At 70.9% G+C, this 12,851-nt stretch carries 13 protein-coding genes; 3 read left to right on the top strand and 10 right to left on the bottom strand.

The genetic code is table 11. The features are described from left to right. Nucleotide 1: 1 nt before the first annotated feature. Nucleotides 2-3,409 (bottom strand): pyruvate carboxylase, encoded by a 3,408-nt coding sequence (locus tag CJ226_RS14535; protein ID WP_102209619.1) that lies wholly within the window; start codon nt 3,407-3,409, stop codon nt 2-4. Nucleotides 3,410-3,501: 92 nt separating this feature from the next. Between CJ226_RS14535 and CJ226_RS14540 the strand changes: the two genes are divergently transcribed. Continuing rightward, a complete protein-coding gene (locus CJ226_RS14540; protein WP_025105105.1) occupies nt 3,502-4,314 on the top strand; it encodes a ParA family protein in 813 nt (270 codons plus the stop codon). Nucleotides 4,315-4,383: 69 nt separating this feature from the next. Here the strand turns inward: CJ226_RS14540 and CJ226_RS14545 are convergent, their stop codons facing one another. The 3 genes from CJ226_RS14545 to CJ226_RS14555 form a co-directional block, all read right to left on the bottom strand. Further along, nucleotides 4,384-4,929 (bottom strand): MerR family transcriptional regulator, encoded by a 546-nt coding sequence (locus tag CJ226_RS14545; RefSeq protein WP_025105106.1) that lies wholly within the window; start codon nt 4,927-4,929, stop codon nt 4,384-4,386. Between the two features lie 99 nt (nt 4,930-5,028). Then, nucleotides 5,029-5,715: a MerR family transcriptional regulator gene (locus tag CJ226_RS14550; protein WP_102209620.1), complete on the bottom strand. Its 687-nt coding sequence runs from the start codon at nt 5,713-5,715 to the stop codon at nt 5,029-5,031. Continuing rightward, nucleotides 5,715-6,197, bottom strand: a complete 483-nt coding sequence (locus CJ226_RS14555; protein WP_025105108.1) for an FHA domain-containing protein — start codon at nt 6,195-6,197, stop codon at nt 5,715-5,717. The genes CJ226_RS14550 and CJ226_RS14555 overlap by 1 nt, the downstream gene beginning before the upstream one ends. 100 nt (nt 6,198-6,297) lie before the next feature. Between CJ226_RS14555 and CJ226_RS14560 the strand changes: the two genes are divergently transcribed. Together CJ226_RS14560 and lpdA are read left to right on the top strand one after the other, a co-directional pair. Beyond that, a complete protein-coding gene (locus CJ226_RS14560) occupies nt 6,298-6,945 on the top strand; it encodes a copper resistance CopC family protein (RefSeq protein ID WP_102209621.1) in 648 nt (215 codons plus the stop codon). 9 nt (nt 6,946-6,954) lie between these two features. Continuing rightward, nucleotides 6,955-8,352: a dihydrolipoyl dehydrogenase gene (gene lpdA / locus CJ226_RS14565; RefSeq protein WP_025105110.1), complete on the top strand. Its 1,398-nt coding sequence runs from the start codon at nt 6,955-6,957 to the stop codon at nt 8,350-8,352. Between the two features lie 53 nt (nt 8,353-8,405). On the opposite strand, the gene CJ226_RS14570 is transcribed toward lpdA, so the two are convergent. The 6 genes from CJ226_RS14570 to CJ226_RS14595 form a co-directional block, all read right to left on the bottom strand. Continuing rightward, on the bottom strand, nt 8,406-9,527 hold the full coding sequence (locus tag CJ226_RS14570; RefSeq protein WP_102209622.1) for an NAD(P)/FAD-dependent oxidoreductase: 1,122 nt from the start codon (nt 9,525-9,527) through the stop codon (nt 8,406-8,408). Beyond that, complete coding sequence (locus CJ226_RS14575; protein WP_102209623.1) at nt 9,514-10,239, bottom strand: methyltransferase domain-containing protein; 726 nt, start codon at nt 10,237-10,239, stop codon at nt 9,514-9,516. Before CJ226_RS14575 ends, CJ226_RS14570 begins: the two co-directional genes overlap by 14 nt. Continuing rightward, the gene (locus tag CJ226_RS14580) at nt 10,236-11,393 is read right to left on the bottom strand and encodes a type III polyketide synthase (protein ID WP_257996679.1); all 1,158 of its coding nucleotides are present in this window, start codon (nt 11,391-11,393) and stop codon (nt 10,236-10,238) included. Before CJ226_RS14580 ends, CJ226_RS14575 begins: the two co-directional genes overlap by 4 nt. A gap of 62 nt (nt 11,394-11,455) precedes the next feature. Next, a complete protein-coding gene (locus CJ226_RS14585) occupies nt 11,456-12,067 on the bottom strand; it encodes a CYTH domain-containing protein (protein ID WP_102209625.1) in 612 nt (203 codons plus the stop codon). Further along, nucleotides 12,060-12,275, bottom strand: coding sequence for a hypothetical protein (locus CJ226_RS14590; protein WP_025105115.1), 216 nt, complete (start codon nt 12,273-12,275; stop codon nt 12,060-12,062). The genes CJ226_RS14585 and CJ226_RS14590 overlap by 8 nt, the downstream gene beginning before the upstream one ends. 47 nt (nt 12,276-12,322) lie before the next feature. After that, nucleotides 12,323-12,793, bottom strand: coding sequence for an A24 family peptidase (locus CJ226_RS14595; RefSeq protein ID WP_102209626.1), 471 nt, complete (start codon nt 12,791-12,793; stop codon nt 12,323-12,325). Between the last annotated feature and the right edge of the window lie 58 nt (nt 12,794-12,851).

Below are 12,851 nucleotides of genomic sequence, written 5' to 3' on the forward strand. Positions count from 1 at the left end.
ATTAGTGCGCCGGTCGGATCACGACCAAAAGATCACCCGCGTCCACCTGCTGCGTCTCGGCGATGGCATGCCGCTCCACGACCCCGTCCACCGGGGCGGTGATGGCGGCCTCCATCTTCATCGCCTCGATCGACGCGACCGGCTCGCCCGCCCGCACGGTCGCGCCCACCTCGGCCTTGAGCGTGACCACGCCGGAGAACGGCGCGGCCACCTGACCGGGCACCGACGTGTCGGCCTTCTCCACCTCGTGCGCGTCGACGGCGATCGAGCGATCGCGCACGAAAACGGGCCGGAGTTGACCGTTGAGAGTCGTCATCACGGTGCGCATGCCCTTGTCGTCCGCCTCGCCGATGGCTTCGAGACCGACGTAGAGCTGTACTCCTCGGTCGATCTCGATGAGGTGCTCCTGGCCGGGGACCAGCCCGTAGAGGTAGTCGCTCGTGTCGAGCACGGACAGATCGCCGTACTGCTCGCGCCGCTCCGCGAACTCGGCCGTGGGGGCGGGGAAGAGCAGCGTGTTCAGGCGAGAACGGCGCTGCTCGCTCGTCCCGGCCAGCTCCGCCTCGTCCTGCTCCGTCAGCGCCGTGAGCCCCGTGCGCACGGAACGCCCCGCGAGCACCTTGGAGCGGAAGGGCTCCGGCCAGCCACCGGGGAGGTCGCCGAGCTCTCCGGCCATGAACCCGACCACGGAGTCCGGCACGTCGTACTTCTCGGGGTTCGCCTCGAAGTCTGCGGGGTCGGCCTTCACCGCGGCGAGGTGCAGGGCGAGGTCGCCCACGACCTTCGACGACGGGGTGACCTTCGGCACGCGTCCGAGGATGCGGTCCGCGGCGGCGTACATGTCCTCGATGAGCTCGAAGTCGTCCGCGAGGCCGAGAGCCTTCGCCTGCTGCCGGAGGTTCGACAGCTGTCCGCCGGGGATCTCGTGGTGGTACACGCGCCCCGTGGGCCCCGGGAGCCCGGACTCGAACGGCGCGTACTGGCGACGCACCGCCTCCCAGTACGGTTCCAGGTCGGAGACCGCGGCGAGGGAGATCCCGCTGTCCCGCTCCGTGTGGGCGAGGGCGGCCACGAGCGACGACAGCGACGGCTGACTGGTCGTGCCGGACAGCGGGGCCGACGCGGCGTCCACCGCATCGACGCCGGCGGCGCTGGCCGCGAGGAGGGTGGCGAGCTGTCCGCCCGGAGTGTCGTGGGTGTGCAGGTGCACGGGCAGGTCGAAGCGCTCCCGGAGCGCCGAGACGAGCTTCGCGGCGGCGGCGGGACGGAGCAGTCCCGCCATGTCCTTGATCGCGAGGATGTGCGCACCCGCGGCGACGATCTGATCCGCGAGCCCCAGGTAGTAGTCGAGGGTGTAGAGCTCCTCCGCCGGATCCAGCAGATCGCCGGTGTAGCAGAGCGCGACCTCCGCGACGGCCGTCCCCGTGGCGCGGACCGCCTCGATCGCGGGGCGCATCTGCTCCACGTCGTTGAGCGCGTCGAAGATGCGGAAGATGTCGACGCCGCTCGCCGCCGCCTCCGCGACGAAGGCCTCGGTCACCGCCGTCGGGTACGGCGTGTAGCCGACCGTGTTCCGGCCGCGCAGCAGCATCTGGATCGCGACGTTCGGCAGAGCCGCGCGCAGCTTGTCGAGCCGCTCCCACGGGTCCTCGCCGAGGAAGCGTAGCGCCACGTCGTAGGTGGCGCCGCCCCAGGCCTCGACCGACAGCAGCTCCGGTGTCAGCCGGGCGAGGTACGGCGCGGCGGCGACGAGGTCCTTCGTGCGGACGCGGGTCGCGAGCAGCGACTGGTGCGCGTCTCGGAACGTCGTGTCCGTGATCGCGAGCGCGCTCTGCGCACGCAGACCGCGCGCGAACTCCTCCGGGCCGACCTCGAGCAGCCGCTGCCGGGAGCCGGGCGCGGGTTCGGCGGCCAGGTCGATCGGCGGCAGCTTGGTCGCGGGGTCGATGACGCCGGGATGCGCACCGTGCGGCTTGTTCACCGTCACGTCGACGAGCCAGTTGAGGATCTTCGTCCCGCGGTCCTTCGACTCGCGTCCGCGGAGCAGCTCCGGACGCTCGTCGATGAAGGACGTGCTGACGTCGCCCCGGATGAACGCCTCGTCGTCGAGCAGCGCCTGGAGGAAGGGGATGTTCGTGGAGACGCCGCGGATGCGGAACTCGGCGAGGGCACGGCGCGCGCGGGCGACGGCGGCCGGGAAGTCGCGTCCGCGGCACGTGAGCTTCGCCAGCATCGAGTCGAAGTGCGGGCTGATCTGAGCGCCCTGGTGCACGGTGCCGCCGTCCAGGCGGATCCCCGCGCCGCCGGGCGAGCGGTAGGTCGTGATCTTCCCGGTGTCTGGGCGGAAGCCCTGCGTCGGGTCCTCCGTGGTGATGCGGCACTGCAGTGCGGCACCCCGCAGGTGCAGATTCTCCTGCTGCAGTCCCAACTCGGCGAGGGTCTGCCCCGCGGCGATGCGCATCTGGCTCTGCACGAGGTCGACGTCGGTGACTTCCTCGGTCACCGTGTGCTCGACCTGGATACGCGGGTTCATCTCGATGAACACGACCTCGCCGGCGCGCTCCCCCGCCGTCTCCAGGAGGAACTCGACGGTGCCCGCGTTCTCGTAGCCGATCGAGCGCGCGAACGCGACGGCGTAGCCGTGCAGGGCCTGGCGCACGTCGTCGTCGAGGTTGGGGGCGGGAGCGATCTCGACGACCTTCTGATGCCGCCGCTGCACGGAGCAGTCCCGCTCGAACAGGTGCACCGTCTGACCGGTCTTGTCCGCGAGGATCTGCACCTCGATGTGCCGGGGCCGCACGACGGCCTGCTCGAGGAACATGCGGGGGTCGCCGAAGGCGCTGCCGGCCTCCCGCATGGCCTCGGCGAGGGCAGGGCCGAGATCGCCCATCGTCTCGACGCGCCGCATGCCACGCCCACCTCCCCCGGCCACCGCCTTGGCGAAGAGGGGGAACCCGATCTCCTCCGCCTGGGCGACCAGGGCGTCGACGTCGTCCGAGGCCTCGGTGGACCGGAGCACGGGGACGCCCGCTTCGACGGCGTGGCGCTTCGCCTCCACCTTGTTGCCGGCCATCTCGAGGACCTTCGCCGGCGGCCCGATGAACACGATGCCGTTCGCTGCGGCCTTCTCCGCCAGCTCGGGGTTCTCCGAGAGGAAGCCGTAGCCGGGGTAGATGGCGTCGGCGCCGGCCTCGGTCGCGACGCGGATGATCTCGTCGACGTCGAGGTAGGCACGGACCGGATGGCCGCGCTCGCCGATCTCGTACGCCTCGTCGGCCTTGAGCCTGTGGACCGAGCCGCGGTCCTCGTGCGGGAAGACGGCGACGGTGCGCGCCCCCACCTCCACGGCCGCTCGGAATGCCCGGATCGCGATCTCGCCACGATTCGCCACAAGGATCTTCTGGAACATGCACACCTCTGAGAGCTCGATGCACGGCCGAAGCACGCACATGGGGCGGGGCTGAGTGTTCCCCCAGCCTAGGGGAAGGTAACGTGGAGTCCGTGCACGTACTCAGCGTCAGCTCTCTCAAGGGAGGCGTCGGCAAGACGACCGTGACACTCGGGCTGGCCTCCGCGGCTTTCGCCCGGGGTGTCCGGACGCTCGTCGTCGACCTCGACCCGCAGTCCGACGTCTCCACCGGGATGGACATCCAGGTCGCGGGACGACTCAACATCGCCGATGTGCTGGCGAACCCGAAGGAGAAGACCGTCCGTCAGGCGATCACCTCCAGCGGCTGGGCCAAGGTCCACCCCGGCACGATCGACGTGCTGATCGGCAGTCCGTCCGCCATCAACTTCGACGGCCCGCACCCGAGCGTCCGCGACGTGTGGAAGCTCGAGGAGGCCCTCGCGGCAGTTGAGGCCGACTACGACCTCGTGCTCATCGACTGCGCCCCGTCGCTGAACGCCCTGACGCGAACGGCGTGGGCCGCCAGCGACCGCGTCATGGTCGTCACCGAGCCCGGCCTCTTCTCCGTGGCCGCGGCGGACCGTGCGCTCCGCGCGATCGAGGAGATCCGTCGGGGCCTCTCCCCGCGCCTCCAGCCGCTGGGGATCGTGGTCAACCGCGTCCGTCCGCAGTCGATCGAGCACCAGTTCCGCATCAAGGAGCTGCGGGACATGTTCGGTCCCCTGGTGCTCTCGCCCCAGCTGCCCGAACGCACCTCGCTCCAGCAGGCCCAGGGCGCCGCGAAGCCTCTGCACATCTGGCCCGGCGACTCCGCACAGGAGCTCGCCGCCGACTTCGACCAGCTCCTCGACCGCATCATCCGGACGGGCCGCGTCCCGGTGCCGGAGAACGGACCACAGAGCTGATCCCGCGGAACGACGAAACGGCCATCCTCTTCGAGGGTGGCCGTTCTTCGTGAAGCGGGAGGGGACGCGTCAGGCGGTGCGCTTGGCGCGACGGGCCGACAGCTCGTCGACGGGGTCCGGTGCGGTCGGATCGAACGCGACGAGCGTCGACTCCACCTCGCGGAGGACCTTGCCCACCGCGATGCCGAACACGCCCTGGCCGCGGCTGACGAGGTCGATCACCTCGTCATTCGACGTGCAGAGGTAGACCGAGGCGCCGTCGCTCATGAGGGTCGTGCCGGCGAGGTCGCGGATACCCGCACGGCGGAGCTCGTCCACCGCGGTGCGGATCTGCTGCAGGGAGATGCCGGTGTCGAGCAGGCTCTTGACGAGCTTGAGCACGAGGATGTCGCGGAAGCCATAGAGGCGCTGCGATCCGGAGCCGTTCGCACCGCGCACGGTGGGCTCCACGAGCTCGGTGCGGGCCCAGTAGTCCAGCTGACGGTAGGTGATGCCGGCGGCACGGGCCGCCACGGCGCCGCGGTAGCCGACCTCGTCGTCCATCGCGGGCAGACCGTCCGTGAAGAGGAGTTCGGTCACGAACCGCGGGTCGCCTGCGAGCTCATCCGCATTCATCTGAAATCCTCCCTGGAACGGTTATCTCCACGGTAGAGCAGGGTCCCGGCACCGGCAACGACATCCGTGCGACGCCGAAGGTGTGTCGCAATCAGTTCGTTACGAAAGGATCCGGGTGAGCGCGTCCTTCACGAAGAGCGTCCGCACATCGTCGATCCGCGTGGCCAGCTCCGGGGCCAATTCGTTGGCGCGAGCACGGGACGCCGCGTCCGTGCGACGCAGCAGCGTGGAGAGCGCCGACTCGATGAGCGACACCTCACGTTCGGCGCCCTGCCGCAGGGAGCGCAGGTGCCGAGGCTCGATGCCGTGCCGATCGAGGGCGACGAGCCCGCGGAGCAGCGCGACGGTGGATTCCGGGTACGTCTCCTGGGCGGTGATGACACCCGTGCTGATCGCGTCGTTGAGCAGCTGTGGTCCCGCGCCCGCCGCGGCGAGCAGCTCCTCGCGGCGGTAGCGACGCGGCGCGGGGGCGATGGAGGGCGGCGGCGCGAGCGCGGCGGTCTCGCCGGACGCCTCCGCCTCATCGAGCTGCTCGCGGATCACGCTGAGCGGAAGGTAGTGATCCCGCTGCAGCGTGAGGCCCAGGCGCAGCCGCTCGATGTCGGACGCGGAGAACTTGCGGTAGCCGGATTCGGTACGGCAGGGGCGGACGATGCCCTGCACCTCGAGGAACCGCAACTTGCTGGAGGTCAGGTCGGGGAACTCCGGGGTGAGGCGGGCGAGCACCTGACCGATACTCAGCAGGCCCGCGGACGCCGAGCGTTCGCGGGCGGGAGTCGCCGCCATCAGGCGTTCGCCGCGCGGTCGAGCGGAGAAGCGAAGAAGTTCAGGCGGAACTTGCCGACGCGCAGCTCGGAGCCGTCCGCGAGGGCGCTTCGATCGACGCGCTCCCCGTTCACGTAGGTGCCGTTGAGGGAGCGCTGGTCGATGATCTCGAACGTCGTCCCGGTGCGGGTGATCTCCGCGTGACGACGGGACACCGTGACGTCGTCGAAGAAGATGTCGGCCTCCGGGTGACGACCGACGGTGGTGACGTCGGTGTCGAGGAGGTATCGGGCGCCGGCGAGGGCGCCGGAGCGGACGAGCAGCAGTGCGGAGCCCGAGGGCAGCGCCGCGATGGCCGACTGCTCGACATCGGTCAACTCCACGCCGAACGGCACGAACGACAGATCGGAATCGTGTCCGAACGTCTGCGTCACATCGTGTCTCGGCTCGCCGGAGCGATGGATGGCGGCTTCACCGGCCGGTCGGCTGTCGCTGTCTGTCACTGTGCCCTCCTGGTCGTCCAGACTATCCGATCCGACGGGGTGCGCGGGAGGCCGCTTTCGCACTCAGCGTTCCCATACCGGGGATTCATAGGCTGGACTCGTGAAGACCACAGCCCTGCGCCGCACGGCGGCCCCGATCGCCCTCGCGGCCACCCTCCTCGCCGCGTTCCTCGTCCTCTTCTCCCCGCTGTCGGCCTCGGCCCACGACGCCCTCGTGTCGTCGTCGCCCGCGGCGGACAGCAGCGTGGAGACCCTGCCGGCGGAGCTGACCCTGACGTTCAGCGCCAAGCTCATCGACGGGGAGGGTGCGACGGAGCTCACCGTCACCGATCCGGCCGGCGAGTCCGTGATCGACGGCGCCCCGACGGTCGACGGCGCGATCGTGACCCAGCCCCTGACCGGCTCGGGGCCCGCCGGCGAGTACCGCGTCGTGTGGAAGGTCGTCTCGAGCGACGGCCACCCCACGTCCGGCGAGTTCTCCTTCACCGTCGGCGACGAGGGCGCCGCGACGGACGAGCCCACCACCGCTCCCCCGACGGCGGCACCGACGGCGGAGCAGACCGCCACCCCCGAGGCGACCGCGACGACGGCGCCGGACGCCGGAGAAGACGCCGGAGCCGCTCCGGCGTGGATCTGGGTGCTCGTGATCCTCGGCGCGCTCGCGGTGCTCGCCCTCGTCATCTGGCTCACCCTGCGCGGTCGTCGGCGCCCCGCTCCGACCGATTCCGACGCCCCCTCGGAGCGATAGGCTTAAGGCATGCCACATTACGACGTCGTCATCCTTGGTGCAGGTCCTGGCGGATACGTCGCTGCGGTTCGCAGCGCACAGCTCGGCCTGTCCACCGCGATCATCGAGGAGAAGTACTGGGGTGGTGTCTGCCTCAACGTCGGCTGCATCCCTTCCAAGGCGCTCCTGAAGAACGCGGAGATCGCGCACACCCTGAACCACAAGGCCGACTTCTTCGGGATCTCCGGAGAGTTCACGATCGACTACGGCAAGGCGTTCGACCGCAGCCGCGTCGTCGCGGACGGCCGGGTCAAGGGCATCCACTTCCTCATGAAGAAGAACAAGGTGACCGAGTACGACGGCCGCGGCACCTTCACCGGCCCCAAGGCCATCTCCGTCGCGAAGGCGGACGGCTCCACCGAGGAGGTCACGTTCGACAACGTGATCATCGCGACCGGCTCCAAGGTGCGCCTGCTGCCCGGCGTGCAGCTCAGCGACAACGTCGTGACCTACGAGGAGCAGATTCTCTCCCGTGAGCTGCCGAAGTCCATCGTGATCGTCGGCGCCGGCGCCATCGGCATGGAGTTCGCCTATGTGATGACGAACTACGGCGTGAAGGTCACGATCATCGAGTTCCTCGACCGCGCCCTCCCCAACGAGGACGCCGATGTGTCGAAGGAGATCACCAAGCAGTACAAGAACTACGGCGTCGACATCCTCACCTCGACCAAGGTCGAGTCGGTCGTCGACAACGGCTCCTCGGTGACCGTCTCGTACACGGGCAAGGACGGCCAGCAGGCGTCGATCGAGGCCGACAAGGTGCTCATGTCGGTCGGGTTCGCCCCGAACGTCGAGGGCTTCGGACTCGACAAGACGGGTGTGAAGCTCACGGAGCGCGGTGCGATCGACATCGACGACCACATGCGCACGAACGTCGAGGGCATCTACGCCATCGGCGACGTCACCGCCAAGCTGCAGCTCGCGCACGTCGCCGAGGCGCAGGGCGTCGTCGCGGCCGAGACCATCGGCGGCGCCGAGACCATGACGCTGGGCGACTACCGCATGATGCCGCGGGCGACGTTCTGCTCGCCGCAGGTGGCCTCGTTCGGACTCACCGAGCAGCAGGCCAAGGACGAGGGGCGCGAGATCAAGGTCGCGACCTTCCCGTTCATGGCCAACGGCAAGGCCCACGGCCTCGGCGAGCCGGTCGGCTTCGTCAAGCTCATCGCCGACGCCGAGCACCTGGAGCTCATCGGCGCGCACATGATCGGCCCCGACGTGTCCGAGCTGCTGCCCGAGCTCACCCTCGCGCAGAAGTGGGACCTCACGGCTCTCGAGCTGGCCCGCAACGTGCACACGCACCCGACGCTGTCGGAGGCACTGCAGGAGGGCTTCCACGGCCTCGCCGGCCACATGATCAACTTCTGATCCGACGCCTTGAGAAGGCCCGGTCCGCGCATCGCGGACCGGGCCTTTTCGCGTCAGAGGCCGCGCATCGTGATGAGACCGGTCGTCCACGGGCGCAGCGCGGAGGAACCGAGCGTACGCACCAGCCCCTCCCGCGCGGCGACGACCGGCGCGATCGCCGGAGCACCCATCGCCATGAAGAACGCGGAACGACGATGCGCCTTCCGCGTGGTCCGCCGCACCTCCCGGGCGAAGCCGTCCAGAACGGGGACGGCGTCCGGGTCGGTGCGGCGCAACGCGTCCCGCAGGCGGAGCGCATCCGCCCAGCCGAGGTTCATGCCCTGACCGCCGATGGGACTCACCTCGTGCGCGGCGTCCCCGAGCAGGACGATCCGTCCGCGGTGCAGCCGCCGTGCCGCGTGCTGAGCGGCGCGGAACGACGACACCGCCGCCGCGGGGTCCACGTCGAGGCGGTGCCCCGTCCGGCGCCCGACGATGTCCGCCAGCTCGGCGGCGGACGCCACCGCCCGGCCGTCGTCTTCGCGCACCACCCAGCGGCGCCGTCCATCCGGCAAGGGGAAGGACTCGACGAGGCCGTCCGGCTCGAAGTACAGCACGGCGCGATCGTCGGCCTGCGGATCGTCGACGTCGAGCATCGCGTAGCCGGCACTCCCCGACCGCCGGCCCCACCCGGCGCCGAACGCCGCCCGCAGAGGACTCCGCACACCGTCGGCGACCACCACGACCGATGCCGTCTCCTCGGCGCGCCCGTGCTCACCGTCGATCCCGACCCGGACGAACGGACCCTCGTCCTGGACGGACCGGACGGCGGAGCCGAACTGCAGCGCATCGGGTCGCAGCGTCCGCAGGCGGTCGCGCAGCAGTTCCTCGGTCCGGGGCTGCGCCAGCGTGAGGATGGGACGCTCGGGAGGGAAAGTCAGGGCGGCGAGCCGTCGCCCGCGGCTGCGGACCTCGCCGCTCGACAGGCGGAGCGCCGCGGAGCGGACGTCGGCGCCCACTCCCGCGGCATCGAGAGCATCCAGCCCCGGACGATGGATCCCGATCGCGCGCGTCTGCAGGCCCGGCTCGGCGCGACGCTCGCATACGCGCACCCGACGACCGTCCTGCGCGACGAGACAGGCGAGCAGCAGCCCGACCGGACCGCCCCCGACCACGAGGACGTCATGGTCGACCATCCGTACCCTCCCAGCGCAGCTCCAGACGAGCGGGCAGGTGCGAGCGCACCTCCCAGCCCGGCGGGGCGACGGCCGCGAGCTCCTGCGGAGTGTACGAGCGGCGGATACTCAGGAGACCGTCGACCCGGATGAAGGACCCGGCGAGGAGGTTCCGCGCGAACGGCCAGGTTCCTGCCGCGAACGCCCCGTAGGCCAGGCGGCTGCGGGCGATGTCGTGGTGGGAGATGAGTCCGCGGTCACCCACCAGCGCACGGGATTCGTCGAGCACCGCGTGCAGTGCTGCGGCGTCGAGGTGGTGGAGGACGTGGTTGGAGAGCACGACGTCATAGGTGTCGCCCGCCGCCACGAGGTCGCCGGAGAGCGCATGGCGATAGTGGATGCCTGCGCCGTCGTCGTGCGCCGACGCCCAGCGGATCGCACGCTCGTCGGCGTCCAGAGCGGTGATGTCGGCACGGAGGCCGTCGCGTCGCAGTCTCCGGACGAGGTCGCGACACAGGTCTCCCCCACCGGCGCCGATGTCGAGGATGCGCAGCGGACGCCCGGCGACCGCCCGCGGGCGGATGTCCCGCCGATACAGCCGCCCGGGGCGCGAGACGACCGCGTTGACGGCGCTGAAGCGCCGGTACGTGCGACCGAGCGCCTCGTCGTCGGCGGCGGGGTCGTCCATGAGCTCGACGAGGTCGACGGCGCGCGCCGACAGATCCACGCTCACGGCGCGGGCGCGACGACGGTCAGCAGCGCGCTCTCGGCGGTGAGCCCCGGGCCGAAGGCCATCGCTGCCACGCGGTCCCCGGGCTCCGCATCCTCCTGCTCGAGGATGCGCTTCAGCACGAACAGCACGGTCGCACTCGACATGTTCCCGTACTCCCGGAGCGTCTCCCGCGCCGGTCGCAACTGCCCGTCACTCAGCGCCATCCGCTCCTGCACGCGATCGAGGATGCTCCGTCCGCCGGGGTGGATCGCCCAGTGGCGCACCCGGTCGCCCACCCGCCCGGCGGCGAAAGCCTCCGCCAGGCCGTCCTCCCGCCCGTAGAGCGGCGCGAGCGCTCCGATGATCGACTCCCCGATGATCTGCGGGACGGCGGTGGAGAGGATCATCTCGAAGCCGGAGTCGCCGATCGTCCAGGCCATGTCGTCCACCCCCTCCGGCACGATCGCCGTGTGGAAGCCGTCGAGCCGGAGCGCGGGGACGGCCGTGGGCAGCTCCCGGGCCGTCACGATCCCCGCGGCCGCCCCGTCGGCGAACAGGGAGGAGGCCACGATGGTGTCCGGATCCTCGGAGGAGCGCAGGTGCAGCGTGCACAGTTCGACGCTGACGACGAGGACGACCGCGTTCTCATCGGCCGCGCAGAACTGTGCGGCGGCGCGGAGAGCCGGCATCGAGGCGTAGCACCCCATGAAGCCGAGGTGATAGCGCTGGACGGCGTCGGACAGGCCGAGCCCGCGCACGATCTCGTACTCGGGGCCCGGGGCGTGGAAGCCCGTGCAGGAGACCGTGATGACGTGCGTCACGTCCGCCGGGCTCAGGTCAGGGTCCGCCTCGAGGGCGCGGCGCGCGACCTCGACGAAGAGACGGGAGGCCTCGCGCGTGTAGACCTCGTTGCGTGCCCTCGTACCCGGCGCCAGCAGCTGCCCGGAGACGCGATCGTAGAACAACGGGTCGTCCGGGGAGGCGTCGTCGGCCAGCTCCGCGATCACGGTGTGCCGCGTGTCGATGCCGGAGACGTTGAACGACGTCGCCACGATGCGCTGCGCCAGCCGTCCCAGGCCGGGCTGGGCGGCGAAGACGTCGCGCACCTGCTCCTGCACGAGGATGGTCTCGGGGACGATCGTCTGCAGCGATCGGAGCACGGGCGGTCGACTCATGTGGTCACTCAACCACCCTGCAACCCCACGCGGAAAGGGGTTGCATCCGAGGAGTCGGCAGCCTAGAAGCCGAGAGCCCGGGCGAGCTTCGAATCGGAGCCCGCCTCACGGCCGCCGGCGGCGTGCACCGCACGCCCGATCGCTGCGAAGAACGCCGCACGACCGGCGTCGTCGGAGGGGCCTGCGGGGCCGAGCTCGACCTCCCACTCCCGCCAGGTCCGGCGAGTCCCGCTGCGCAGGTCGGTCGCGCGCACGTGGTCGTCCACGAACTCAGCCACGACGCCGCCCGGTCCGGTGAGGAGGTAGGCCGTTCGGTCGTTCTCGATGCGTGCGAGAGGCTCCAGCGGCGCGGTCGTCCAAGCGGCGATCGCTGCGCGCACCGCCGTCGGGACCTCCTCGCCGCCGAGGGGCCAGCCCTGCTCAACCCGGCCGTCGCCCTGCCGCGGGCCCTTGATGTGCCAGCCCTCGTCCGGCCCCCCGGAACGACGGCGCACCGCGACGCCGGCACGGGCCAGCGTTCCGTCCGCGGTGTCCAGGTAGCGGGCGTCGAGAGCGCGGTGCTCGCCGGGCGAGACGGCGTCGACGCCGGGGATCGCCGTCCAGTCGGGCAGGGGCGTCCCGTCGTCGACGTCGTACTTGCGCTCGACCTCGACGGTGCGAGAGGGCTCAGTCATCCTCGAGCGTGAGGTCTTCGAGGGCTTCCTCGAACCAGTAGTCGATCTCGGTGGGGCCGTCGCCCTCGCCCGTGTTCTGCGGCTCGCCGCGGCGGTTGTAGACCACCTGCGTCTCGCTGTAGGGGACGATCAGCTTGTCGTCCGCATCGTCATCGAGGGGGATGATCTGCCCGTCCAGCGGGCCACCGTGAAGTCGCGCGAGTGCCATGTGCCCAGGGTAGCGCCGCCCTCCCCCATTCGGGGCGACCTGCGCGGTCAGCCGCCGAGGACGCCGAGGACGGCCCCCGCGATCATCCACGGCCCGAAGGCGATGCGGGTCCTCCGATCGGCCCGGCCCGCGGCGAGGAGCACGAGCGCGTAGACCGCTCCGAGCACGAAGGCGGACACCGCGCCGAGGAGGAAGGCCCCCCAGCCATGCCAGGCGAGGACGAGCCCGATCACCAGGGCGAGCTTCACATCGCCTCCACCCATGCCCGCCCGGCTGAGCAGCCGCAGGGCCGCATAGAAGCCGCCGAGCACGAGGGCTCCGAGCAGGCCCCGCCCCAGAGCGGCGGCGTCGGCGGTGACGACGGCGTCGGCGACCGCCGCCAGGAGCAGCAGGAACAGGGTCGGCAGCACGATGCGGTTCGGGAGCCGGTGCGTGCGCGCATCGATCACGGTCAGCAGGATGCCGATCGCGAGGAGGCCGCCGTGCACGAGGCCGAGGAGGGCGAGACGGATGTCCATCCCGGCAGGGTAGGGAGATCCGTGACGGCGCGGAGCGCCCTGTGGACAACCCGGAAGG

The organism is Microbacterium sp. UMB0228, assembly GCF_002871415.1.
Classification (GTDB): domain Bacteria; phylum Actinomycetota; class Actinomycetes; order Actinomycetales; family Microbacteriaceae; genus Microbacterium.

Excerpts from the sequence above, each read along its gene's own strand:
- CJ226_RS14535 (WP_102209619.1), bottom strand. The coding sequence starts at position 3,409 with ATGTTCCAGAAGATCCTTGTGGCGAATCGTGGCGAGATCGCGATCCGG.
- CJ226_RS14545 (WP_025105106.1), bottom strand. The coding sequence starts at position 4,929 with ATGAATGCGGATGAGCTCGCAGGCGACCCGCGGTTCGTGACCGAACTC.
- CJ226_RS14550 (WP_102209620.1), bottom strand. The coding sequence starts at position 5,715 with ATGGCGGCGACTCCCGCCCGCGAACGCTCGGCGTCCGCGGGCCTGCTG.
- lpdA (WP_025105110.1), top strand. The coding sequence starts at position 6,955 with ATGCCACATTACGACGTCGTCATCCTTGGTGCAGGTCCTGGCGGATAC.
- CJ226_RS14570 (WP_102209622.1), bottom strand. The coding sequence starts at position 9,527 with ATGGTCGACCATGACGTCCTCGTGGTCGGGGGCGGTCCGGTCGGGCTG.
- CJ226_RS14580 (WP_257996679.1), bottom strand. The coding sequence starts at position 11,393 with ATGAGTCGACCGCCCGTGCTCCGATCGCTGCAGACGATCGTCCCCGAG.
- CJ226_RS14585 (WP_102209625.1), bottom strand. The coding sequence starts at position 12,067 with ATGACTGAGCCCTCTCGCACCGTCGAGGTCGAGCGCAAGTACGACGTC.
- CJ226_RS14590 (WP_025105115.1), bottom strand. The coding sequence starts at position 12,275 with ATGGCACTCGCGCGACTTCACGGTGGCCCGCTGGACGGGCAGATCATC.
- CJ226_RS14595 (WP_102209626.1), bottom strand. The coding sequence starts at position 12,793 with ATGGACATCCGTCTCGCCCTCCTCGGCCTCGTGCACGGCGGCCTCCTC.